Source organism: Sphingomonas donggukensis (assembly GCF_023674425.1).
Classification (GTDB): domain Bacteria; phylum Pseudomonadota; class Alphaproteobacteria; order Sphingomonadales; family Sphingomonadaceae; genus Sphingomonas; species Sphingomonas donggukensis.
Map to the genome: position 1 here is coordinate 1,906,253 of NZ_CP098401.1, position 21,991 is coordinate 1,928,243.

Annotated in this window: 31 protein-coding genes; 23 read left to right on the forward strand and 8 right to left on the reverse strand. The window is 68.3% G+C overall.

What is annotated here, in order from left to right:
• Nucleotides 1-33: 33 nt before the first annotated feature.
• From crcB to M9980_RS09410, 6 genes are all read left to right on the forward strand, one after another.
• A complete protein-coding gene (gene crcB / locus M9980_RS09385) occupies nucleotides 34-411 on the forward strand; it encodes a fluoride efflux transporter CrcB (RefSeq protein ID WP_250749758.1) in 378 nt (125 codons plus the stop codon).
• Nucleotides 408-1,664 carry an RluA family pseudouridine synthase gene (locus tag M9980_RS09390; protein ID WP_250749759.1) on the forward strand — a complete coding sequence of 419 codons (1,257 nt, stop codon included), beginning with the start codon at nucleotides 408-410 and terminating at the stop codon, nucleotides 1,662-1,664. The genes crcB and M9980_RS09390 overlap by 4 nt, the downstream gene beginning before the upstream one ends.
• A gap of 109 nt (nucleotides 1,665-1,773) precedes the next feature.
• Nucleotides 1,774-2,379, forward strand: coding sequence for an ankyrin repeat domain-containing protein (locus M9980_RS09395; RefSeq protein WP_250749762.1), 606 nt, complete (start codon nucleotides 1,774-1,776; stop codon nucleotides 2,377-2,379).
• A 158-nt stretch (nucleotides 2,380-2,537) separates the two neighbouring features.
• Nucleotides 2,538-3,281, forward strand: a complete 744-nt coding sequence (locus M9980_RS09400) for an HAD-IA family hydrolase (RefSeq protein WP_250749764.1) — start codon at nucleotides 2,538-2,540, stop codon at nucleotides 3,279-3,281.
• Nucleotides 3,278-3,508 (forward strand): hypothetical protein, encoded by a 231-nt coding sequence (locus M9980_RS09405; RefSeq protein WP_250749767.1) that lies wholly within the window; start codon nucleotides 3,278-3,280, stop codon nucleotides 3,506-3,508. Before M9980_RS09400 ends, M9980_RS09405 begins: the two co-directional genes overlap by 4 nt.
• Nucleotides 3,505-4,197, forward strand: a complete 693-nt coding sequence (locus tag M9980_RS09410) for an ATP12 family chaperone protein (protein WP_250749769.1) — start codon at nucleotides 3,505-3,507, stop codon at nucleotides 4,195-4,197. The genes M9980_RS09405 and M9980_RS09410 overlap by 4 nt, the downstream gene beginning before the upstream one ends.
• Nucleotides 4,198-4,234: 37 nt before the next feature.
• On the opposite strand, the gene M9980_RS09415 is transcribed toward M9980_RS09410, so the two are convergent.
• Nucleotides 4,235-4,795, reverse strand: coding sequence for a hypothetical protein (locus M9980_RS09415; RefSeq protein ID WP_250749771.1), 561 nt, complete (start codon nucleotides 4,793-4,795; stop codon nucleotides 4,235-4,237).
• 21 nt (nucleotides 4,796-4,816) lie between these two features.
• Nucleotides 4,817-5,473, reverse strand: a complete 657-nt coding sequence (gene gmk, locus M9980_RS09420; protein ID WP_250749773.1) for a guanylate kinase — start codon at nucleotides 5,471-5,473, stop codon at nucleotides 4,817-4,819.
• 76 nt (nucleotides 5,474-5,549) lie between these two features.
• Here gmk and M9980_RS09425 point away from each other — a divergent pair, with 76 nt between their 5' ends.
• Together M9980_RS09425 and M9980_RS09430 are read left to right on the forward strand one after the other, a co-directional pair.
• On the forward strand, nucleotides 5,550-6,125 hold the full coding sequence (locus M9980_RS09425) for a DUF2585 domain-containing protein (RefSeq protein ID WP_250749784.1): 576 nt from the start codon (nucleotides 5,550-5,552) through the stop codon (nucleotides 6,123-6,125).
• Entirely contained in the window at nucleotides 6,125-6,538 is a 414-nt protein-coding gene (locus M9980_RS09430) for a polyketide cyclase (RefSeq protein WP_250749787.1), read from the forward strand. The genes M9980_RS09425 and M9980_RS09430 overlap by 1 nt, the downstream gene beginning before the upstream one ends.
• Here M9980_RS09430 and M9980_RS09435 read toward each other — a convergent pair.
• The 4 genes from M9980_RS09435 to M9980_RS09450 all read right to left on the reverse strand — a co-directional run bounded on the left by M9980_RS09435 (nucleotide 6,535) and on the right by M9980_RS09450 (nucleotide 8,972).
• A complete protein-coding gene (locus M9980_RS09435; RefSeq protein WP_250749790.1) occupies nucleotides 6,535-6,732 on the reverse strand; it encodes a hypothetical protein in 198 nt (65 codons plus the stop codon). The genes M9980_RS09430 and M9980_RS09435 overlap by 4 nt on opposite strands.
• Entirely contained in the window at nucleotides 6,729-6,944 is a 216-nt protein-coding gene (locus tag M9980_RS09440; RefSeq protein ID WP_250749793.1) for a hypothetical protein, read from the reverse strand. The genes M9980_RS09435 and M9980_RS09440 overlap by 4 nt, the downstream gene beginning before the upstream one ends.
• Before the next feature lie 52 nt (nucleotides 6,945-6,996).
• A complete protein-coding gene (gene fumC, locus M9980_RS09445; protein ID WP_250749796.1) occupies nucleotides 6,997-8,376 on the reverse strand; it encodes a class II fumarate hydratase in 1,380 nt (459 codons plus the stop codon).
• Between the two features lie 110 nt (nucleotides 8,377-8,486).
• Nucleotides 8,487-8,972 (reverse strand): SspB family protein, encoded by a 486-nt coding sequence (locus M9980_RS09450; RefSeq protein WP_250749799.1) that lies wholly within the window; start codon nucleotides 8,970-8,972, stop codon nucleotides 8,487-8,489.
• 73 nt (nucleotides 8,973-9,045) lie between these two features.
• Between M9980_RS09450 and hisB the strand changes: the two genes are divergently transcribed.
• From hisB to M9980_RS09495, 10 genes are all read left to right on the forward strand, one after another.
• Nucleotides 9,046-9,633 carry an imidazoleglycerol-phosphate dehydratase HisB gene (hisB, locus tag M9980_RS09455; protein WP_250749802.1) on the forward strand — a complete coding sequence of 196 codons (588 nt, stop codon included), beginning with the start codon at nucleotides 9,046-9,048 and terminating at the stop codon, nucleotides 9,631-9,633.
• Nucleotides 9,633-9,941 (forward strand): YciI family protein, encoded by a 309-nt coding sequence (locus M9980_RS09460; protein WP_250749805.1) that lies wholly within the window; start codon nucleotides 9,633-9,635, stop codon nucleotides 9,939-9,941. Before hisB ends, M9980_RS09460 begins: the two co-directional genes overlap by 1 nt.
• Nucleotides 9,938-10,540 (forward strand): imidazole glycerol phosphate synthase subunit HisH, encoded by a 603-nt coding sequence (gene hisH / locus M9980_RS09465; protein WP_250749808.1) that lies wholly within the window; start codon nucleotides 9,938-9,940, stop codon nucleotides 10,538-10,540. The genes M9980_RS09460 and hisH overlap by 4 nt, the downstream gene beginning before the upstream one ends.
• Nucleotides 10,541-10,550: 10 nt before the next feature.
• On the forward strand, nucleotides 10,551-11,270 hold the full coding sequence (gene hisA, locus M9980_RS09470) for a 1-(5-phosphoribosyl)-5-[(5-phosphoribosylamino)methylideneamino]imidazole-4-carboxamide isomerase (protein ID WP_250749811.1): 720 nt from the start codon (nucleotides 10,551-10,553) through the stop codon (nucleotides 11,268-11,270).
• Nucleotides 11,267-11,389, forward strand: coding sequence for a hypothetical protein (locus M9980_RS14270; protein WP_277998297.1), 123 nt, complete (start codon nucleotides 11,267-11,269; stop codon nucleotides 11,387-11,389). The genes hisA and M9980_RS14270 overlap by 4 nt, the downstream gene beginning before the upstream one ends.
• The gene (hisF, locus tag M9980_RS09475) at nucleotides 11,386-12,144 is read left to right on the forward strand and encodes an imidazole glycerol phosphate synthase subunit HisF (RefSeq protein ID WP_250749814.1); all 759 of its coding nucleotides are present in this window, start codon (nucleotides 11,386-11,388) and stop codon (nucleotides 12,142-12,144) included. The genes M9980_RS14270 and hisF overlap by 4 nt, the downstream gene beginning before the upstream one ends.
• A 63-nt stretch (nucleotides 12,145-12,207) precedes the next feature.
• Nucleotides 12,208-12,456 (forward strand): hypothetical protein, encoded by a 249-nt coding sequence (locus M9980_RS09480; RefSeq protein WP_250749817.1) that lies wholly within the window; start codon nucleotides 12,208-12,210, stop codon nucleotides 12,454-12,456.
• A gap of 41 nt (nucleotides 12,457-12,497) precedes the next feature.
• Nucleotides 12,498-12,815: a phosphoribosyl-ATP diphosphatase gene (locus M9980_RS09485; protein ID WP_250749820.1), complete on the forward strand. Its 318-nt coding sequence runs from the start codon at nucleotides 12,498-12,500 to the stop codon at nucleotides 12,813-12,815.
• Nucleotides 12,816-12,830: 15 nt separating this feature from the next.
• On the forward strand, nucleotides 12,831-13,208 hold the full coding sequence (locus tag M9980_RS09490; protein ID WP_250749823.1) for a histidine triad nucleotide-binding protein: 378 nt from the start codon (nucleotides 12,831-12,833) through the stop codon (nucleotides 13,206-13,208).
• A gap of 118 nt (nucleotides 13,209-13,326) precedes the next feature.
• Nucleotides 13,327-14,904 (forward strand): amino acid permease, encoded by a 1,578-nt coding sequence (locus M9980_RS09495; protein ID WP_250749826.1) that lies wholly within the window; start codon nucleotides 13,327-13,329, stop codon nucleotides 14,902-14,904.
• 200 nt (nucleotides 14,905-15,104) lie between these two features.
• On the opposite strand, the gene M9980_RS09500 is transcribed toward M9980_RS09495, so the two are convergent.
• Entirely contained in the window at nucleotides 15,105-16,100 is a 996-nt protein-coding gene (locus M9980_RS09500) for an adenosine kinase (protein ID WP_250749829.1), read from the reverse strand.
• 100 nt (nucleotides 16,101-16,200) lie between these two features.
• Here M9980_RS09500 and M9980_RS09505 point away from each other — a divergent pair, with 100 nt between their 5' ends.
• Both M9980_RS09505 and M9980_RS09510 read left to right on the forward strand, forming a co-directional pair.
• Nucleotides 16,201-16,878 (forward strand): EI24 domain-containing protein, encoded by a 678-nt coding sequence (locus tag M9980_RS09505; RefSeq protein ID WP_250749831.1) that lies wholly within the window; start codon nucleotides 16,201-16,203, stop codon nucleotides 16,876-16,878.
• Nucleotides 16,875-17,246 carry a hypothetical protein gene (locus tag M9980_RS09510; RefSeq protein WP_250749834.1) on the forward strand — a complete coding sequence of 124 codons (372 nt, stop codon included), beginning with the start codon at nucleotides 16,875-16,877 and terminating at the stop codon, nucleotides 17,244-17,246. Before M9980_RS09505 ends, M9980_RS09510 begins: the two co-directional genes overlap by 4 nt.
• 71 nt (nucleotides 17,247-17,317) lie before the next feature.
• Here M9980_RS09510 and queG read toward each other — a convergent pair whose 3' ends face one another.
• Nucleotides 17,318-18,382, reverse strand: a complete 1,065-nt coding sequence (gene queG, locus M9980_RS09515) for a tRNA epoxyqueuosine(34) reductase QueG (protein WP_422921353.1) — start codon at nucleotides 18,380-18,382, stop codon at nucleotides 17,318-17,320.
• Nucleotides 18,383-18,499: 117 nt separating this feature from the next.
• On the opposite strand from queG, the gene M9980_RS09520 reads away from it, so the two are divergent.
• From M9980_RS09520 to M9980_RS09530, 3 genes are all read left to right on the forward strand, one after another.
• A complete protein-coding gene (locus tag M9980_RS09520) occupies nucleotides 18,500-19,420 on the forward strand; it encodes an ABC transporter ATP-binding protein (protein ID WP_250749855.1) in 921 nt (306 codons plus the stop codon).
• Nucleotides 19,417-20,649, forward strand: a complete 1,233-nt coding sequence (locus M9980_RS09525; RefSeq protein WP_250749858.1) for an ABC transporter permease — start codon at nucleotides 19,417-19,419, stop codon at nucleotides 20,647-20,649. The genes M9980_RS09520 and M9980_RS09525 overlap by 4 nt, the downstream gene beginning before the upstream one ends.
• An 80-nt stretch (nucleotides 20,650-20,729) precedes the next feature.
• Complete coding sequence (locus M9980_RS09530; RefSeq protein ID WP_250749880.1) at nucleotides 20,730-21,965, forward strand: cytochrome P450; 1,236 nt, start codon at nucleotides 20,730-20,732, stop codon at nucleotides 21,963-21,965.
• Nucleotides 21,966-21,991 lie beyond the last annotated feature (26 nt).

Genomic DNA, 21,991 nt, shown 5'->3' on the forward strand with positions numbered 1-21,991 from the left:
CCTCCGCGCGCCATTCGGGCTACCGCGGCGGGCATGTCCAATCTCCTCTTCGTCATGGCCGGCGGCGCGATCGGCGCCGGTGCGCGGCATCTGTTCGGGCGCGCGACGCTGTCCACGCTCGGCCCCGCCTACCCGTGGGGGACGCTGGGCGTGAACCTGATCGGCGGGCTGCTGATGGGTCTGCTGGTCGGCACGCTTGCCCGCACCGGCGCGAACGAGTCCGCGCGGCTGTTCCTCGGCGTCGGCGTGCTCGGCGGCTTCACCACCTTCTCCGCGTTCAGCCTCGACGCCGCCAACATGCTGGAGCGCGGCGCGCTTGTGCCCGCCGGGCTGTACGTTGCCGCCTCCGTGATCGGATCGATCGTCGCGCTGTTCGCCGGCCTGGCCCTCGCCCGGAGTGTCGCGGCATGAGCCGGGACGTCCGCGAGTTCACCGTCGGCATCGACGACGACGGCATCCGCCTCGATCGCTGGTTCAAGCGGCACATGCCCGACACCAGCTTCAACATCGTCTCGCGCTGGGCGCGCACCGGCCAGATCCGCGTCGACGGGGCGAAGGCCGACACCGGCGATCGCCTGTCCGCCGGCCAGCAGCTTCGCATGCCCCCGCCCGAAGCGCCGCGCCCCGACGCCCCCGCCCGCCCGAAGCGTGAGCGCACGCCGCTGTCGCCCGAACAGACCGAGCTCGCGCAATCGATGGTCATCCACCGCGACGCGCAGGCGATCGTGCTCAACAAGATTCCTGGCCTCGCGACGCAGGGCGGCACCAAGACCACCGAGCATGTCGACGGCCTGCTCGACGCGCTGCAATTCGAGAATGAGGGGCGCCCGAAGCTCGTCCACCGTCTCGACAAGGACACGTCGGGCGCGCTGCTGATCGCCCGCACCGCTCGCGCCGCCGCCTATTTCTCCAAGAGCTTTTCCGGCCGCACCGCGCGCAAGATCTACTGGGCGCTGGTCGCCGGCGTGCCCGACATCGCCGATGGCGTCGTCGACCTGCCGATTGCGAAACAGCCCGGCACCGGCGGCGAGAAGATGCACGTCAGCGAGCATGAGGGCCAGCCCTCGCGCAGCCGCTACACCGTGCTCGAACGCGCCGGCAACCGCGCGTCCTGGGTCGAACTGCAACCGCTGACCGGGCGCACCCACCAGCTGCGCGTCCACATGGCGGCGATCGGCCACCCGATCATCGGCGACGGCAAATACGGCGGGTTCGATGCCTTCCTGACCGGCGGGGTCAGCCGCAAGATGCACCTCCACTCGCGGCGCATCCGCATCGACCACCCCGATGGCGGGCGCGTCGACGTGACTGCCGAGTTGCCCGAGCATTTCGCCGACAGCATGAAGCTGCTGGGCTTCGACATGGCCCTGGGCGACCGCCCGCTGCCCGACGAGGCTCCGCCCCCGTCGAAGGCGGAGGAGAAGCAGTTCGCGAAGCAGCACGCCAAGGCCATCCGCAAGGATCGCAAGGGCGAGCGCCGCGGCCGCGGCAGCGACGACAAGCATCCCGAGCGCCCGACCACCAGCACGCGCAAGCCTGCTGCTCCGACGGCGAAAAAGCCCGGCGGCGCGCGCCCGCCCCGCGGCAAGCCCGCCGGCGCAACGCCCCGCGGCCCCGCGGGGCGGCGACCCGCGGGCAAGCCACGGACGCCCGGGGCGCGGTAGCGGCGGCGGTTGGTCGCGCGGCGGGGCGTGTCCGTCGCGGCGACCGCGCCGGCGCGCGCCACCTTCTGCCCTGATGCGCGCGATGAACCGCGCGAGGGGAGATGTCGGGATGCGACGGATGCGATTCGGGGCGATTGCGCTGGCGCTGGCCGCGGCGATGCAGCTGCTGGCGGCGGTGCCCGCCGTGTCGGCGATGGTCGAGAGCGATCCGTTCGACGACGCGCGGCACTATGTCGTCAATCGCCAGAATGCAGAGGCGCTGCGCCTGATCGACAGCGGCCAGTTCCCGATCGACCAGACGAATTACGAGGGCTGGACGCTGCTGCACTATGCCGCCGAGGCCGGCAATCTCGACATGGTGAAGGCGCTGCTCGATCGCCGCGCCGATCCGACGCTCAAGACCAAATGGGGCTCGACCCCGTGGGACGTGGCGTCGGCGACGATGGTCCGCTCGGCGCTGGTCGCCGCCGTGACGCAGCGCACCGGGCGGGCGCCGGGCGCGCCCGACCGCGCGGCGCCGCCGGCACGGTCTGCACCCCAGCCCGCCCGCGCCTCCGCCTCGGGCGCCAGCGCGCCGGCCAAGCCGCAGTCGCCCCGCGCGAAGCAATGTCAGGCGCGCTGGTATTCCAGCCAGGCGCTGTGTTCGGACAGCACGTGCAAGATGCGCGAATATCGCAAATGGCAGACCTGCCTGAAGACCGGCTCCTACTACTGAGCGATTTCCGGGCGATTTCCGGACGGCAGGGGAGCGCCGTCACGCACAACGCGCTGTCCTACATCGCCGGGAATTGGCATAGCCGCCGGCATGACCCTGTCCGCACCGGCACCATTATCTGCTGATCGCCGCGCCGGGCATGGGCCGAAAGTTCGCCTATGACGGCGTTTCGCGGAACTTTCGGCGCGGCTCGGGATGCGGCGGACAGCGGCATCGGCAACCGCCTCGCGCTGTTCGACTGCGACGGGACGCTCGTCGATTCGGGCGCCAATATCTGCCTGGCGATGGAACGTGCCTTCGATGCCAACGCCCTTGTCCCACCGCCCCGCGCGGAGATCCACCGCATCGTCGGGCTGAGCCTGGTCGAGGCGGTGGCGGTGCTGCACCCGGACGCCGACGATTCGCTCAACATTCGCCTCGCCCAATCCTACCGCGATGCCTTCGTCGCGATGCGCGGCACGCCCGATTTCACCCACGAGCCGCTGTATCCCGGCATCGCCGAGGTGATCGTGACGCTGGCCGAGGACGGCTGGATGCTGGGTGTCGCCACCGGCAAGTCCGACCGCGGCCTTGCCATCATCCTCGCTACCCACGGCCTGACCGACCGGTTCGTCACCCTCCAGACCGCCGACCGCCATCCGTCGAAGCCCCACCCGGCGATGGCGCTGGCCGCGATCGCGGAGGCGGGGGCATCGCCCGCGACGACCGTGATGATCGGCGACACCAGTTTCGACATGATGATGGCGGAGGCGGCGGGCGCGCACGCCGTCGGGGTCGACTGGGGCTATCACGACGCGCACGAACTGCGCGACGCGGGCGCTGCGCACGTCGTCTCAGACGCCGCCGCGCTGATACCGGCGCTGCTTGCCTGCGTTGGCGAACCCTCTATCTCCGCGCCATGACTGACGAAACCCCCGACGACACACAGGCGCGGAACCGCTGGCTGGCGATCGTCGCCACGCGCATCGCCGCGACCGCGGGCGCGGTGCTGGGGCTGATCCTGGTCGCGCGCGCGCACGACTGGCCGACCAAGGGGCTGGGCGTCGCGATCGTCCTTGCCGCGCTCTATCTGATGGCGGTGGTGCCGCTGGCGCTCGCGCATCGCTGGCGCAGCGGCGGCGACGCGTGAAGCGGTTCTGGAGCGACGTCGCCGTCCACGCATCGGATGGTACCCATGCCGTCACGCTCGATGGCAAGCCGGTGCGCACCCCCGGTCGCCTGCCGCTGGCTGTACCGCATGCCCTGTTGGCAGACGCGATCGCCGACGAATGGCGCGCGGTCGAGGGCGAGATCGATCCGCGCGCGATGCCGCTCACCGGCCTCGCCAACGCCGCGATCGAACGCATTGCCCCCGCGCCCGGCCCGTTCGCGGATGGCCTTGCGCGCTATGCCGAAAGCGACCTGCTCTATTACCGCGCGGTCGATCCGCCCGAACTGGTCGCGCGTCAGGAAGCGGCCTGGAACCCGCTGCTCGACTGGGCGCGGGGCCGCTACGACGTGCATTTCGAAACGACCAGCGGGGTGATGCCGACGCCGCAGCCGCGCGAAACTGTGGAGCGGCTGGCGGCTGCCGTCATCGCGCGCGACGCTTACGAGCTCGCCGCGCTGTCTCCGATCGTGACCGTCACCGGATCGCTGATCCTCGGCCTCGCCGTGCTGGAGGGGGCTGCCGACCCCGAAACCGTGTGGCAGGCGGCGCGCATCGACGAGGATTGGCAGATCGAGCTCTGGGGCGAAGACCCCCTCGCCACCGCCGCCACCGCCGCCCACCGCGCCGACTTTGATGCGGGGGTGCGGATGCTGGACTTAGTTAGCTGACCGCCCCTCTTGGATCCGTTGGAGCGGTCGGAAATGCCTAAGCCTCGAGCACCCGCGGCAAAAACCACCGCGCGATTACCGCCCCCGCCGCGACCAGCGCCACCACGTCGCTGACCCACAGATAGACGAAATACGTCCACGGCATGTGATTGAACACCGGCTGGCCGATCTCGGTCCACAATGTCGCGGCCAGCACGAACCACACGACCACTTTCATCCGGTCGGCGAACGTCGTGACCCGCTCGCGAAGGGCATAAAGGGCGATACCGATGAGCAGCGAGCACACGACCGCCAGCACCAGCCCGCCGATCAGCGCGCTCGAATCGACCACGGGCAGGCCGCCGGGATGATAGAACACCATCGCGCTCGGTCCCTGGCCGTACAGCGTCGTGCCGACGTCGGTCCCCGGCCATGGCACCGGATAAGCTCCGGCGCCGCCCGCGCTCAGATGCTGCTTCAGCGCACCCTGGAGTGCAGCGCCACTCGCATCGTCCAGGCTGGAAAGCGCGATCCGCGACAGCGGCGTGCCCCAGAACAGGAAGCCGATCAGCCACATGGCGATCCCGCCCAGGATACCGCCGAGTGCAACGCGTGCCATGCGACCCCCTCTCATCCGCCCTCAGGCGGTCTTCATCAGCCTCCGGATCAGGCCGATCAATCCTGTCTGGCGCGACCGCTTCAGCCGCTCGGCGGCAAAGATCGTGCGGACGCATTCGAAACATTGCTCGACGTCGTCGTTGACCAGCACATAGTCATAGCCATCCCAGTGGCTGACCTCGTTGGCGGCCCGCGCCATGCGGGCGTCGATCACGTCCTGGCTGTCGGTCGCGCGGCGCTCCAGCCGCTCGCGAAGCTCGGGCATCGACGGCGGCAGGATGAACACGCGAACGACATCGCCCCCGGCCAGCTGGTGCAGCTGCTGCGCACCTTGCCAGTCGATGTCGAACAGGATGTCCTGCCCCTCGCCCAGCATGTGGAACACATCGGCCTTGGGCGTGCCGTAACGGTGGTCGAAAACGTGCGCCCATTCGAGGAATTCGTGATTGTCGACCATCTCGCGAAACCGGTCGAGGTCGATGAAATGATATTCGCGACCGTCGACTTCGCCCGGGCGCATGGGCCGGGTGGTGTACGACACCGAGACCGCCAGTTCGGGCTCGGCCTTCATCAGCTTGCCGGCGATGGTCGATTTGCCCGCCCCCGATGGAGAGGAGAGGACGAACAGCATCCCCCGGCGTTTGAAGCCATGCGGGTCGGATTCGGTGCGGCTGGGCATGGCCGCTAGTGGCGCGGGGGAGCCGCGGGGTCAACCGCACTGGCAATACGCGGGCGATCGGGCCTATCGATGGCCCATGCCATCCCCCGCCCTGTCCGATATCCGCGCGCGCAACTGGCTCATCGTCGCGGCGATCCTGCTCGTCCAGGCGCTCGCCCTCTGGTGGGCGGGGCGCAACCCCATCTGCACCTGCGGCTATGTCGAACTGTGGCACGGCGCACTCGACAGCGGCAACAGCCAGCACCTCGCCGACTGGTACACCCCCAGCCACATCATCCACGGCTTCCTGTTCTACGCGCTGGGCTGGCTCGTCCTGCGGCGGCGCCCGCCCGGCGAACGACTGATCCTGGCGGTGGTGCTGGAGGCGGCATGGGAAGTGCTGGAAAACTCACCCATCATCATCGATCGCTACCGGGAAGCGACCATCGCGCTCGGCTACACTGGCGATTCGATCGTCAATTCGGTCACCGACGTCGCGTGGATGGCGCTGGGCTTCGCCTTCGCGCGGCGCGCGCCGGTGTGGGCGACGGTAGCGGTCGCCATCGCTTTCGAACTCGTCGCGCTCTACGTGATCCGCGACAACCTGACCCTCAACATCGTCATGCTGGTCGCGCCGAGCGACGCGATCCGGGCTTGGCAGGGAGCACTTTGATGACCGATGCCCCGATGCTGCCGTCGCGTACCTACAGCATGTCGATCGACCGCGACTGGCGCGATCTATATGCGGCGATCTGGCGACCGGAAGTATTTCCGCGCTGGGCGAGCGGTCTTGCCGAGTCCGCGTTGCGCCCCGAAGGCGACGGGTGGATGGCGGACGGTCCCGAAGGCCCGGTCCGCATCCGCTTCACGCCGCACAACGATCACGGCGTGATGGACCACGTCGTTGAGGTGTCGAACGGCGCCGACGTCCACGTCCCCATGCGCATCGTCGCCAACGGTCGCGGGGCGGAGGTGATGGTGACGCTGTTCCGTCAGCCCGGCATGAGCGACGAAAGATTCGCCGCCGACGCCAAGTGGATCCACCGTGACCTGCAAAGGCTCAAGAGCCTCGCGAGGTCGCTTTAGACCCGGCGCGACGCCTTGCGACGGTCATACGCCTTCTTGGCGACGTAACCGCCACCCAGGATCAGGCCGAGGGGCCCGAGCCGGCGCAGGCCACCCGCCGCGGCCATGCCGAGCAGGGCGCCCTTGGTGCCGGCCGAACCGTCGCGACGGTCGATCTCACGCCCGACGAGCGCACCGATAATCTTGCCGATCATTTCACAACCCCTTCGGAAAACACGGTATTCTTGGCCTTCTCCAGACCTTTGAGCACACCCCAGCCGACCGCATAGGTGGCCGCAAACGGCACGATCGCCCGCACGAACATCGCGGTAGCACCGCCGATGATCGCGCCGTCCGCGGCCGAATCGTCTCCGCTCGCGCTGTCGATGGCGCCCCCGATCAGGGCGCCGATGGCTGTGCTCAACATGTCCGAAATCTCCGTTCGCCTCGCATAGCGCGGGACTGCCGGGTTGGTTCCGTCACACCATATCGGCGGGCCGCACCAGCCGGTCGAACGTGGCCGCATCGACCAGCCCCAGCGCAAGCCCGGCCTCCTTCAGCGTCTGGCCATGCTCATGCGCGTGCTTGGCGATCTTCGCGGCATTGTCATAGCCGATCTCGGGCGCGAGCGCGGTCACCAGCATGAGAGAGCGATCGACCAGCTCCCCGATCCGCCGCTCGTCCGCCTCCAGCCCCTCGATGCACCGTTCGGCAAAGCTCGCCATGCCGACGCTCAGCAGGTCGATCGAGCGCAGGACGGCGGCACCGATCATCGGCTTGAACACGTTCAGCTCCAAATGCCCCTGCAAGCCGCCGACCGTGATCGCGGTGTGGTTGCCGATCACTTGAGCCGCGACCATCGTCAGCATCTCGCATTGGGTGGGGTTGACCTTGCCCGGCATGATCGAGCTGCCGGGTTCATTGGCGGGCAGCACCAACTCGCCGATCCCCGACCGCGGGCCGGAGCCCAGCAAGCGGATGTCGTTGGCGATCTTGGTCAGCGCGACCGCCAGCGTATTCAACGCGCCTGATAATTCGACAAGTGCGTCGTTCGATGCCAGCGCCTCGAACTTATTGTCTGCGCTGCGAAATTCGACGTGCGTCAACGCCGAAATCTCGCGCGCAAACGCGTCGCCGAAACCAGCCGGCGCATTAAGCCCCGTACCTACCGCAGTCCCTCCTTGGGCAAGCGCGTAAACGTCGGTCGTTCCGCCGGAAATCCGGACCGACGCCTTGGCGAGCTGCATCGCATAGGCCGAGAACTCCTGACCCAGGGTAAGCGGCGTGGCATCTTGGAGATGGGTGCGACCGATTTTGACGATTTGAGCCCATTGCTCAGCCTTTTCGTCGATCGAGCCCGCGAGTTCGATCAGGGCGGGCTGCAGCCGTTCACGCACGGCGAGAGCCGTCGATACATGCAGCGCAGTCGGGAAGCTATCGTTCGACGACTGGCTCATGTTGACGTCGTCGTTGGGGTGGATCGGCATTTTGCCGCCGCGCGTGCCGGTCAGCACCTCGTTGGCGCGACCGGCGATCACTTCGTTGACGTTCATGTTGGTCTGGGTGCCGCTGCCGGTCTGCCAGATGACGAGCGGGAACTGGTCGTCGAATCTGCCCGCTGCGACCTCAGCGGCGGCGGCTTCGATCGCGTCCGCCTTTTCCGCCGCCAGCCCGTGCGCCCGGTTTACCCGCGCCGCGGCCTGTTTCACCAGCGCGAGGGCATGGACGATCGCGATCGGCATGCGCTCGGTGGCGGGGAAGGGGAAATTTGCGATCGATCGCTGGGTCTGCGCGCCCCAATAGGCGTCGGCAGGGACGTCGACGGGGCCGATGGAGTCGGTTTCGGTTCGGGTGGTCATTTCCCGAAGATGGGGCGGGCCGTCATGGGAGTAAATCCCATGACGTCGGTCGCGGCCTTGCCGCGCCGGCCGGCGCTGCGCGTCGCTTTGCGACCGGCGATCAGCTTTGGCTAATCGCCTCGCTTCCGCTTGAAATCCACGGCCACGACGTTCGACCCATCCTCGACGGGCATCGCAATCGGTTCGTCGTTGTCGGCGGGCTCGTGAGGCTCGACCCCATCCTCGTCATTGGCCTGGAACCGCAGTTCGAAATTCACCGCCGGATCGTGGAACCCGGTGATCGCGGCGAACGGAATCGTCAGGATCGAGGGCACCTGGTTGAACGACAGCCCGACCGAAAAACCGCGATCGTCGACCTTCAGATCCCAGAACCGGTGCTGGATGACGATCGTCATCTCGTCCGGAAAACGCTCGATCAGGCGCTTCGGGATATCGACCCCGGCGGCTTGTGTCTTGAACGTGATGTAGAAATGATGCTCGCCGGGCAGCGCCTGCGTCCCCGCGATCGAATTCAGCACCCGCCCGACAACAGCGCGCAGGGCCTCCTGCACGATCTCGTCATAGGGAATCAGGCTGTCGGCAACGGTCGCGGTCATGCGATCCTTGCTGGCCCCGTTTCCGGGTGCGGTCAAGATTGCGCGTATCGCTCATGTCGCTATGGCGACGGGCATGCGCACCGCCACGATCAGCCGCAGGACGAGCGAGACGTCGATCGACGTGACCGTCAATCTGGATGGGACCGGCGACTATGCCGTGACGACCGGGGTCGGCTTCTTCGACCATATGCTCGAACAGCTCTCGCGCCACTCGCTGATCGACCTCAACGTCACGACCGTCGGCGACCTGCATATCGACCAGCATCATACGGTCGAGGACACCGGCATCGCCATCGGCGAAGCGGTGGCGAAGGCACTGGCCGACAAGCGCGGTATCCGCCGCTACGGCGACGCGCTCAGCCCGATGGACGAGACGCTGACCCGTGTCGCGCTCGACATATCGGGTCGCCCGTGGCTGGTCTGCGACCTGCCGTTCAGCCAGAAACGGCTGGGCGAGATGGATACCGAGATGTTCGAGCATTTCTTCCACTCGTTCGCGCAAGCCGCAGGCGTAACGCTCCACATCACCACGCTGCACGGCACCAACAACCACCATATCGCCGAAGCTGCGTTCAAGGGGCTGGCGCGTGCCCTGCGCACCGCGATCGAGATCGATCCGCGCAAGGCGGATGCGATCCCGTCGACCAAGGGGACGCTGTGATGGCGCGCGTGAACGCGGCCCCGGTGTCGATCGTCACCCTGACCTATGTCGCGCCGCTCGACGCGGTGGATGCGCAGATGGCGGCGCACGTCGCCTGGCTGGAGCGCGGCGTGGCCGAGGGCGTACTGCTGATCGCGGGCCGGCAGGTGCCGCGCGTCGGCGGTGTGCTGATCTTCCGCGGGCGGCGTGCGGAGGTCGAGGCACTGGCGGCGACCGATCCGTTCGTGACTTCGGGCGTCGCGACCGCGGCCGTTGTCGAGATCGCCGCGAGTTTTGCCGCCGAAGCGGTCGCCGCGACGATCGCATGAGCATCGCGCTGATCGATTACGGCGCGGGCAATCTTCAGTCGGTCCACAACGCGCTGAAGGCGGCGGGGGCGAGCGACGTCGCCGTCACCGCCGACGCCGACGTCGTACGGCGTGCCGACCGCATCGTCCTGCCCGGGGTCGGTGCGTTCGGAGCCTGCGCGGCAGGGCTGCGCGCGATCCCCGGCATGGTCGAGGCGCTGGAGGAGCGTGGGCTCAGGGGCGGCGTGCCGTTCCTGGGCGTGTGCGTCGGCATGCAACTGATGGCGACCACTGGGCACGAGATGGGCAGCCACGGCGGGCTCGGCTGGATCGCGGGCGAGGTCGCGGCGATCGCGCCCGCGCCGGGCATCCGCGTGCCGCACATGGGCTGGAACGACGTCCGCCCCATCAAACCCCATCCGCTGATCGCGGCGGGCGAGGCCTATTTCCTCCACAGCTACGCCTTCACCGGCGCCGACGTGCTGGCGACGACCGACCACGGCGGCTCCATCACCGCGGCGATCGGGCGCGACAATCTGCTGGGAGTGCAGTTCCACCCCGAAAAGAGCCAGGCCTACGGCCTCGCGCTGATCGAAAGATTCCTGGAATGGCGACCGTGAGAATGCCCCGATGATCGTCTTCCCCGCCATCGATCTGAAGGGCGGCCAGGTCGTGCGTCTGGCCGAGGGCGATATGGCCCGCGCCACCGTATATGGCGACGATCCCGCAGCGCAGGCGCTGAGCTTCGCCGAGGCGGGAGCGACGCACCTCCACGTGGTCGATCTGGACGGCGCGTTTGCCGGCGGATCGGTCAACGGCGATGCGGTCGCGCGGGTCATCGCGGCGTTTCCCGGCAAGCTCCAGCTGGGCGGCGGCATCCGCGATCGCGCGGGGATCGAACGCTGGCTCGACCTGGGCGTGGCGCGGGTCGTCATCGGCACTGCCGCGGTCAAGGATCCCGATCTGGTCCGCGGAGCCGCGCGTGACTTTCCGGGGCAGGTCGTGGTCGCGGTGGATGCCCGCGACGGCTATATCGCGACAGAGGGCTGGGCCGACGTCTCCGACATGACCGCTACCGACCTTGCCCGCCGGTTCGAGGATGCCGGCGTCACCGCGCTCCTCTTCACCGACGTCGGGCGCGACGGGCTACTGAAAGGCTGCAACGTCGCCGCGACCACCGCGCTGGCTGAGGCGGTGGCGATCCCCGTGATCGCCAGCGGCGGTGTCGCGGGGATCGAGGATATCCACGCGCTGGTCGGCCAGCCGGGAATCGAGGGCGTCATCACCGGTCGGGCGCTGTACGACGGGCGGTTGGACCTGGCCGAGGCGATCGCGGTGGCGCAGGGATGACCCGGGCACCACTCAACCCGTTCGTTTCGAGCGAAGTCGAGAAACCGACGCAGGCGCTTGGCCGGCGTTTCTCGACTTCGCTCGAAACGAACGGGGTTGTGCTGGGCTTCCGCCCGTGACCGTCCGCGCGCGCGTCATCCCCTGCCTCGACGTGGCCGGCGGCCGCGTCGTCAAGGGCGTGAACTTCGTCGACCTGCGCGATGCCGGCGACCCGGTCGAGCAGGCGCGCGCCTATGACGCCGCCGGCGCCGACGAGCTCTGCTTCCTCGACATCGGCGCCAGCCATGAAGGGCGCGAGACGATCGTCGATGTCGTGCGCCGCACCGCCGAAGTCTGCTTCATGCCGCTGACGGTCGGCGGCGGGGTGCGATCGGTCGAGGATGCCCGTGCGCTGCTGCTGGCCGGCGCGGACAAGATCGCGGTCAATTCCGCCGCAGTCGCGCGGCCCGAACTTGTCGCCGAAATCGCCGAGCGGATGGGCCGCCAGTGCGTCGTCGCCTCGGTCGACGCGCGCCGGGTCGGCGAGACGTGGGAAGTCTTCACGCACGGCGGGCGGCGCGCGACGGGGATCGACGCGGTGGGGCATGCGCTGAACCTCGCCCGGCTCGGCGCGGGCGAGTTGCTCGTGACGTCGATGGACCGCGACGGAACGAAGGACGGCTACGACCTCGACCTGATCCGCACCATCGCAGACCAGGTGGACGTGCCGGTCGTCGCATCGGGCGGGGTCGGCAGCGTCGCGCACCTGGTTGCCGGCATCGTCGAGGGCCATGCCTCCGCGGTGCTCGCCGCATCGATCTTCCACTTCGGCGAGGCCTCGGTCGCCGACGCCCACGCCGCGCTCGCCGCGGCGGGGATTCCGGTGCGCGCTTAATATAAGGTTCACACGGGGCCGCTAGGGCAACCCGTGTCGGGCGATACATCGGACAGCAACCACATGAACGCCATCATTCGCACTGCCTCGGCAACCGCGCTGATGGCGCTCGTGTCGCCCGACACCCTTTATGCCGCGGCGCCCCATTCGGGCCAGGTGATCCACGACGGGTTCGAATTGTCCGACCTCGCGCTGTTCGCCTGCGCGGTGCTGGGCGTCTGGTTCGCGCGGCGATCCATGCGCGCGCGGGCGGCGGCAAAGCGCCAGACATCTCCCGGCCCGTTCGTTTCGAGCGAAGTCGAGAAACCATAGCATCCTCGACTTCGCCAGCGACCGGCGGCAGTAAGGGCGCAATGGACGCGTTCGCCACTCTCGAAACCACGATCGCCGCGCGGCTGACCGCCGATCCGGCGTCGTCGTACATCGCCGGCCTGGCAGCAAAGGGCCGCGCCAAGATCGCGCAGAAAGTCGGCGAGGAAGCGGTCGAAACCGTCATCGCCGCCATCGCCGACGACCGCGCCGGCCTGGTAGGTGAGGCCGCGGACCTGCTGTTCCATCTGACCGTTCTGCTCCACCACGCCGGCCTGACGCTGGACGACGTGCGCGCGGAGCTGACGCGGCGCGAGGGGGTGTCGGGGCTGGTGGAAAAGGCCGGCCGCACCGCCGGATGAACAGGAGAGGACCAGATGCCGATCGACGCGACCCAGCCCTATGACGACGACAATCTCTTCGCGAAGATCCTGCGCGACGAAATCCCGTCCAAGCGCGTGTACGAGGACGACTATGCCATCGCCTTCCACGACATCGCCCCGCAGGCGCCGACCCACCTGCTGGTGATCCCGCGCGGGCGCTACGTCTCCTGGGACGATTTCAGCACGCGCGCGTCCGAGGCGGAGATCGCAGGCTTCGTCCGCGCAGTCGGCACGGTCGCCCGCGCAGCGGGGATGGTCGAGCCGGGCTACCGCCTGCTCGCCAACACCGGCGGGCACGGCGGACAGGAAGTGCCGCACTTGCACGTCCATATCTTTGCCGGCCGGCCGCTGGGGCCGATGCTCGCCCGCTGACGAAGCGCACCCCCCGCGCTGCGAATGGGGGATTGCACGCTACCGATTTGCGACTAGGCTCCCGCGATCGCCGGGCGACCCATGGAGGACGCCCAGTATCCCGGGGGATGTGAAAGTTATGATTTTCGGGCGCGTAAAGCCAATCGACGCGATTCTCGCGACAGCGGAGAAGAAATCGCTCCATCGTACGCTCGGCTGGTTCCAGCTGACCCTGTTCGGCATCGGCTGCGTGATCGGGACGGGGATCTTCGTCCTCACCGCCGCCGGCGCGCAGAAGGCCGGACCCGGCCTGATGCTCGCCTTCGCCATCGCCGGCGCGGTCTGCATCGTCGCTGCCCTCTGCTACGCCGAGATCGCGGCGATGCTGCCCGTTGCGGGTTCTGCCTACACCTACACCTATACGACGATGGGCGAGATGCTCGCCTGGACGGTCGGCTGGGCGCTGGTGCTGGAATATGCGGTCGCGGCCAGCGCGGTCGCGGTCGGATGGTCGGGCTTCTTTACGGGCACGATCCTGAATGAGTTCCTGGGCGTCCACCTGCCCGCCGCGCTCTCGGGTGCGCCGCTGTCGATGGGGGGTGTCGCAGGCGGCATCATCAACCTGCCCGCGGTCGTCATCTCGCTGCTCATCACCTGGCTGCTGATGATCGGCACCACCGAAAGCGCCCGCGTCAACGCCGTGCTGGTGGCGATCAAGGTCGTCGCGCTGACCGCCTTCATCGGCATCACGCTGACGTCGGCCTATTTCGACCCGGACAAGTTCAACCCCTTCTTGCCCGCGGGCGTCTTCGGCGGCTTCGGCACCGGTGTCGGCGCGGTCGGCGCGGCGGCGACGATCTTCTTCGCCTATGTCGGCTTCGACGCGGTTTCGACTGCGGCGGAGGAAACCAAGAACCCGCAGCGCAACGTGCCGATCGGCCTGGTCGGTTCGCTGCTGTTCTGCACCGTCTTCTACATCGCGGTCGCCGCCGGCGCGATCGGCACGATGGGCGGCCAGCCGATCATGGGCCCGAACGGCGTGCCCTTCCCGACCGGTTCGGAAGAGCTCGCGCGTCAGTGCGCCACCTACGCCGCCGACAAGCTGCCGCTGGTCTGCTCGAACGAGGCGCTGGCGCACGTGCTGCGCCAGATCGGCTGGTCGGGCGTCGGCAATGCGGTCGGCCTGGCGGCGATGCTCGCACTGCCGTCGGTCATCCTGATCCTGATGTTCGGCCAGACCCGCATCTTCTTCGTGATGAGCCGCGATGGCCTGCTGCCCGAAGTGCTGTCGCGCGTGCACCCGAAGTGGAAGACGCCGCACATCGTGACGGCGGCGACTGGCATCGCGGTGGCGATCGCCGCGGCGGTGCTGCCGGTCGGAAAGCTCGCCGATATCGCCAACGCCGGCACGCTCTATGCGTTCATGATGGTCGCGATCGCGGTCATGATCCTGCGCAAGACCGCCGCCGACCGCGCGCGCAGCTTCAAGACGCCGATACTGTGGCTGCTCGGCCCGCTGACGATCTTCGGCTGCATCTTCCTGTTCTTCAACCTGCCGATCGACGCCATGCTGGTGCTGCCGATCTGGGGCGCCGTCGGCATGGTGATCTATTTCGCCTACAGCCGGAACGCGAGCCACCTGGGCCGCGGCATCGTCGAGAGCCATGAGGCCGAGGCGGTGACCGACGTGCGCCCGGAGGTTCCCGGCACGCACTGAGCACGACGCGGACAAGAAAAAAGGCCGGGGAGCGATCCCCGGCCTTTTTTATAATTACCTACCATCCGTTCGCCTCGAGTAGTCGTCGAGCTTGTCGCGACGACATATCGAGAGGTGGGTGCCTCAAGAAAGCCCTCTCGATACGGGCTCTCGACAAGCTCGATTCCTACTCGAGGCGAACGGGTTCTTTAAGGCGGGACTCAGCCCAGCTTGTCCGCCACCAGCGTCTTCAAATCCGCGATCGGACGCGGGCCGATGTGGCTGATGCACTCCGCGGCGCAGATCGCGCCCATCCGCAGACTCGTCTCCAGATCGCGGCCCTGCGCCTGGCCCGCCAGGAAGCCCGCCGCGAACAGGTCGCCCGCACCCGTCGTATCGACCACCGCCGCCACCGGCTCGGCGTGAACGCGCGCGTGTTCGTCGCCCGAATGCGCCTCGGCACCCGCGGCGCCATGCGTGCAGACCAGCACCGGCAGGCGTTTCGACAGGTCGGTCACCGCCGATGCGATGTCGTCGGTCTGCATCATCGCCTTCACTTCGCTGTCGTTGGCGAACAGCAGGTCGATCTGCCCGGCGTCGATCAGCTCGAAGAACGCATCGCGGTGGCCCTCGACCACGAAGGTATCGCTCAGCGTCAGCGCGACCTTGCGCCCTGCCGCCCGCGCCATGCCGATTGCGCGCTTCATCGCGTCGCGCGACTGGTCGGCGTTCCACAGATAGCCTTCGAGATACAGGATCGCCCCCGCCTCGATCGTCGCTGCGTCGACCGCGCTTTCGGGCAGGAACTGCGCCGCCCCCAGGAACGTGTTCATCGTCCGCTGGCCGTCAGGGGTTATGAGGATCAGGCAGCGCGCGGTCGGATCGCCGCCGTCCAGCGCCGGGGTGGCGAAGTGGACGCCCAGCGACTGGATGTCGTGCGCGAAGACCTTGCCCAGCTGGTCGTCGGCGACCTGGCCGATGAAGCCGCATGGCTGGCCGAGCGCGGCGAGCCCGGCGATGGTGTTTGCCGCCGAACCGCCCGACACTTCCTGCCCCGGACCCATCTTCGCATAGAGCGCATCGGCATCCTCTGGCGAGAAGATCAGCTGCATCGACCCCTTGGTCATGCCCTGATCGGTGATGAACTGGTCATCGGCCTGGGCGAGGATGTCGACGATCGCGTTGCCGATCGCGACGACGTCGTAGCTGGTGGTCACGGACTTCTCCCGAAAAAATACGATGGGGCGCCCTAGGGAGACTCCGCGACACGCGCAATCGCGCTTCGAAACGCGCGGTCGAGCGGCTAGGGATACGGGCGTGCTCACCGCCTTCACCCTCTCACTCGCGCAGCTCGGCGACCGCGCGTTCCTGGCGGTGCTGGCGAAGTCGCTGGCGGTGACGCTGGCGTTGCTCTCGACGCTCGGCGCGGGGCTATGGTTCGGGGCTCGCGCGCTAGCCGCTTGGCTGGGCGCGACCGAAGGGCTGTCGGGCATCGCCGGCTTTCTGGCGCTGCTCGGCGGCCTCGCAATCGGGTGGCTGATCTTCCGCGCGATCGCCATCGCCGCGGTCGGGCTGTTCGCCGACGAGGTGGTGGAGGCGGTCGAGGCGAAACATTATCCCGCGGCGCTCGCGAGCGCGCGGCCCGTGCCGTTCGTCCGGTCGCTGGCGATGGGCGCGGGCGGGATCGCGCGGACGATCCTAGTCAACCTCGCCGCGACGCCGCTCTACATCCTGCTGTTCGCGACGGGCATCGGCACGCCTATCGGCTTCTTCGCGGTCAACGCGGTGCTGCTCGGGCGCGACCTGGGCGACATGGTCGCGGCGCGGCACCTGCCGGCAGAGGGGTTGGCGGAGTGGCGGCGCACGACCCGGGCGCGGCGCTGGACGCTGGGTGCGGCGGGCACCGCGCTGTTGCTGATCCCCGTCCTCAACCTGATCGCGCCGATCGTTTCCGCGGCGATGGCGACGCATCTGTTCCACCGGAGACAACCATGAAGCCAGTCCTCGCCCTCCTCCCGATCGCGGCGCTTGCCGCCTGCACCACGACAGCGCCCGAAGCTCGGCCCGCGGCGCGCATCCCGATCCCCACGATGACCTATGGCACCGGCGGATTGGAGCGGGTGCTCGGCCAGACCGCGCGCGGCCTGACCCAGCAGTTCGGCGCCGCCGACGCGGATGTCGCGGAAGGGACCGGGCGCAAGCTGCAGTTCGGCAGCCGAATCTGTGTACTCGACGCCTACCTCTATCCCAAGGGCTCGGGCGAGCCTGTCGTGACCTATGTCGACGCCCGCCAGCGTGACGGCAGCGCGATCGACCGCGCCAGCTGCGTTGCCGCGCTTAGCCGGCGCGAGGGCGGTAAGTAATCACCCGTCCCCGTCGTCGCGAGCGTAGCGAAGCAACCCAGGGGCATCGCGCGGGGCGCTGGATTGCCTTGCTACGCTCGCAATGACGGCGCAGGGGTAAGGCGGCCCAGCGCCCAAGCCGCCGCTTCCGCCACCACCGGATCGGCATCGTTCAGCAGCGCCCGCACCGGCCCCACCAGCGCGGCGTCACCCGAATTGCCCGCCGCGATCAGGCAGTTCCTGACCATGCGGTGGCGCCCGATACGCTTGATCGGCGACCCGGCGAACACCTCGCGAAACGCCGCGTCATCGAGCGCCAGCAGGTCGGCAAGGCGCGGCGCCATCAGCTCGCTGCGCGGCTGGAACGCGCGGTTAGCAGCGGCTGCGGCGGCGAACTTGTTCCACGGGCACACGCTCAGGCAATCGTCGCAGCCGTAGATGCGGTTGCCGATGGCCGCGCGGAACTCGTGCGGGATCGGCCCCTTGTGCTCGATCGTCAGGTACGAGATGCAGCGCCGCGCATCGAGGCGGTAGGGCGCGGGGAAGGCGTCGGTCGGGCATGCCCGCTGGCAAGCCTCGCACGACCCGCAAGTGTCGCGACCGGGCGCATCCACCGCGAGGTCGAGCGTGGTGTAGATCGCCCCCAGGAACAGCCAGCTGCCATGATCCCGGCTGACGAGGTTGGTGTGCTTGCCCTGCCAGCCCAGTCCCGCCGCCTCGGCCAGCGGCTTTTCCATCACCGGGGCGGTATCGACGAACACCTTTACGTCCGCCCCCGGCGCCGCGGCGACCAGCCACCGCGCCAGCGCCTTCAGCGCACGCTTCACGACGTCGTGATAATCGGACCCCTGCGCATAGACCGACACGCGGCCCCGGTCGCCGACGTCGGCCAGCGCCAGCGGGTCAATGCCGGGGGCGTAGCTCATGCCGAGCGCGATGACGCTCTTCACGTCCGGCCACAAACCTGAGGGGCTTTCGCGGTGATGGGCGCGCTCCTCCATCCAGATCATCGATCCGTGCGCGCCCTCGTCCAGCCATTCGCGCAGCCGCGCAGCCGACGCGGGCGCAGCATCGGCGCGCGCGATGCCGACCGCGGCGAACCCCAGCTCCGCGGCCTTTTCTTTCAACTGCGCGGCGAGTGTCTTGTCTTCGTGCACCACCGCCCGCTACCACGGTGGGGAAGGTACTTCACCCTCCCCGTTCGTTTCGAGCGAAGTCGAGAAACGGGGCTGCCACAGATTTCTCGACTTCGCTCGAAACGAACGGATGTGGGTGTGCGCGATTCCAGCCTGGCAGTTACCGCAACCGGCCTCGCCAAACGCTTCGGCGACCGCCGCGTGGTCGATGGCGTCGACATCGCGGTCCCGACGGGGTCGATCTACGGCGTGCTGGGCCCCAATGGCGCGGGCAAGACGACGACGCTGCGGATGCTGCTCGGCATCATCGAACCCGACGAGGGCAGCCGCAGCCTGCTCGGCCACGCCCATCCGCGCGACGCCAGCGACCAAGTCGGCTACCTGCCCGAGGAGCGCGGGCTGTATCCCGGGATGAAGGCGGTCGAGGCGATCGCCTTCATGGGTGCGCTGCGCGGGCTCGACTGGCGCGCCGGGCGCAAACGCGCGCGGGTGCTGCTGGAGGATGCGGGCCTCGCCCACGCCGCCGACCAGAAAATCAAGAAGCTGTCGAAGGGCATGGCCCAGCTGGTCCAGCTGCTCGGATCGGTCGTCCACACGCCCGAACTGCTGGTGCTCGACGAGCCGTTCTCCGGCCTCGATCCCGTGAATCAGGAGCGGCTGGAGGCGCTGATCGTCGCGCAGCGCGACCGCGGCGCCACCATCCTGTTCTCGACTCACGTCATGGCCCATGCCGAGCGGCTGTGCGACCGGCTGACCATCATCGCCGGCGGCAAGGCGCGGTTCGAGGGGACGGTGGACGACGCCCGCGCGACTCTGCCGGTGAAGGCGCGCTACATGCCGCACCACCCGAGCGACGACATCGCGAAACTATTGCCCGCCGACGCGCAGCCAGAGGGCAAGGGCTGGGTCTTCACCATGCCGAACGAAGGGATCGAGGGAGTGCTGGTGAAGCTGATCGACGCCGGATACGGCATTTCCGGCCTGTCGATCGAACCGGCGCGGCTGCACGATGCCTTCGTCAAGATTGTCGGCCGCGAAGCGCTGGAGGCCGCGGCATGATCGCGAACAAGCTGCTCCGCCAGACGCTGACGGTCGCGCGCCGCGATTTCATCGCGACGGTGTTCACGCCCACGTTCCTGATCTTCCTGCTCGCCCCGCTCATCATGATGAGCTTCGGTGCGGTCGGCGGCTTGGGGGCGGCATCGATGGCGGACAGTGCGGCGGACAAGTCGCGGATCATCGCGATCGTCGCCCCCGCCGACGCCGGCGCTGTCGTCGCCGCCGACAAGGCGCGCCGCGACCTGTATCGCCGCCGTGAGGGACCCCCCACACTGATCGTCGAGAAGCCCGGCGCCGATCCCGCCTCGCAGGCGCGCGCGCTGTTCGATGCGAAGGACATCGATCCCACCGCCGTCCTCTACGGTCCGCTCGACCGCCCGACCGTGCTTCATGCACCGGTCGGCACCCACCACGCAGCCTATCTGGCGCAACTGGCGGAGGACGTGCTGGTCACCCGCCGCGTCGGGGCGGGCGAGCTGTCGGTCGCCACGATCGAGCCGTTCAAGGCGACGCGCACCCGCCCGTCGGGCCGCGGCACCAACCAGGCGGCGTTCTTCACCGTGTTCGGCCTGTTCATCCTGACGCTGATGCTGGCCGGCCAGGCGGTCGGCACGATGGCGGAGGAGCGGTCGAACAAGGTGATCGAAATCCTCGCCGCTGCCGTCCCGCTGGAAAGCGTGTTCCTGGGCAAGCTGATCGGCATGTTCGGGGTCGCCGTGCTGTTCGTCGCCTTCTGGGGAACGGTGGTCGTCAACATCGGCCAGCTGCTCCCGCCGACCTTCGCGCGTGCCTTTGCCGAGGTCGGACCCGCAGTCGGCCCGTCCTTTGCGATCCTGTTCCTCGCCTATTTCACGATGGCGTATCTGCTGCTGGGCGCGGTGTTCCTGGGCATCGGCGCGCAGGCGAGCACCCCGCGCGAGATTCAGATGCTGTCGCTGCCCATCACCATTTTCCAAGTGGCGATGTTCGGGTTGAGCCAGGCGGCGGCCTCGCAGCCCGATTCGACGCTGGCGCGGGTAGCGGAGATCTTTCCGTTCAGCTCGCCCTTCGCGATGGCGGCGCGGGCGGCCAACAAGCCGGAGCTGTGGCCGCACCTGCTGGCGCTCGGCTGGCAGGCGCTGTGGGTCGGCCTCACGATCTGGCTCGGCGCCCGCCTGTTCCGCCGCGGCGTGCTGCAATCGGGCAGCCCGCCGTTCTGGAAGCGGGGGCGGAAGCCTGCGGTCAGCTGACCACGCGACGGGGCCGTCGCAACACTATTGACATGCGTGTCAGTTAGGTCATTCTCCGACAAAAGTTCAGGAGAGACCCGATGGCGACGCTGGCCCCGCAACCGGACACCGTATACGCGCCCGATCCGCTCGACGTCAGCCGGCCCGAACTCTACCGCGACGACACCTGGCATTCGCCATTCCGCGAGCTGCGCGCGAAGGGCGGCATCCATTACACCGAGGTGTCCGACTTCGGGCCGTACTGGTCGATCGCGAACTACAAATCGATCGTCCACGTCGAATCGCTCCCCGAACTCTACTCGTCCGAAGCCGCAGGCATCACCATCGCCGACCTGAAGGAAGGTGATGTGCGCATGCCGATGTTCATCGCGATGGACCGGCCCAAGCACACCGGCCAGCGCCGCACCGTCGCCCCCGCCTTCACGCCCAGCGAAATGGTGCGGCTGAGCGCAAACATCCGCGCGCGCACCGCCGAGGTGCTCGACGCGCTGCCGGTCGGCGAAGGGTTCGACTGGGTTGATACCGTGTCGATAGAGTTGACCACGCAGATGCTGGCGATCCTGTTCGACTTCCCTTGGGCCGACCGGCGCAAGCTGACCTTCTGGTCCGACTGGGCCGGCGATATCGAGATCGCGAAGGATCCCGTGAAGAAGCAGGAACGGCTCGCCCACCTGTGGGAGTGCGCCGCTTACTTCTCGCAATTGTGGAATGCGAAGGTGGGCAAGGAGCCGAGCCCCGACCTCATCAGCATGATGATCCATTCGGACGCGATGTCGGAAATGGACCAGCAGGAATTCCTGGGCAATCTGATCCTGCTGATCGTCGGCGGCAACGATACCACCCGCAATTCGATGTCGGCCTATGCCTACGGCCTCGACCGCTTTCCGGACGAGCGCGGCAAGCTGGAGAATGACCCCGGTCTGATCGCCAATGCGACGCAGGAGATCATCCGCTGGCAGACGCCACTCGCCCATATGCGCCGCACCGCGACCGCGGATGCGGAAATCGATGGCCACCGCATCCGTGCGGGCGACAAGCTGGCGCTGTGGTACGTGTCGGCCAACCGCGACGAAAGCGTGTTCGCCGACGCCGATAGCATCCGCGTCGACCGGGCAAACGCGCGGCGGCACCTGGCGTTTGGGCACGGCATCCACCGCTGCGTCGGCGCGCGGCTGGCCGAATTGCAGATCGGCATCTTGCTCGAGGAAATGGCGAAGCGCCGGCTGCGCGTGAACGTGACCGGGGAGCCGACCCGCGTCGCGGCGTGCTTCGTCCACGGCTACAAGTCGCTGCCGGTCGAACTCAGCCGCTATTGATCGGGGACGATGCAACTTTTCGGGCG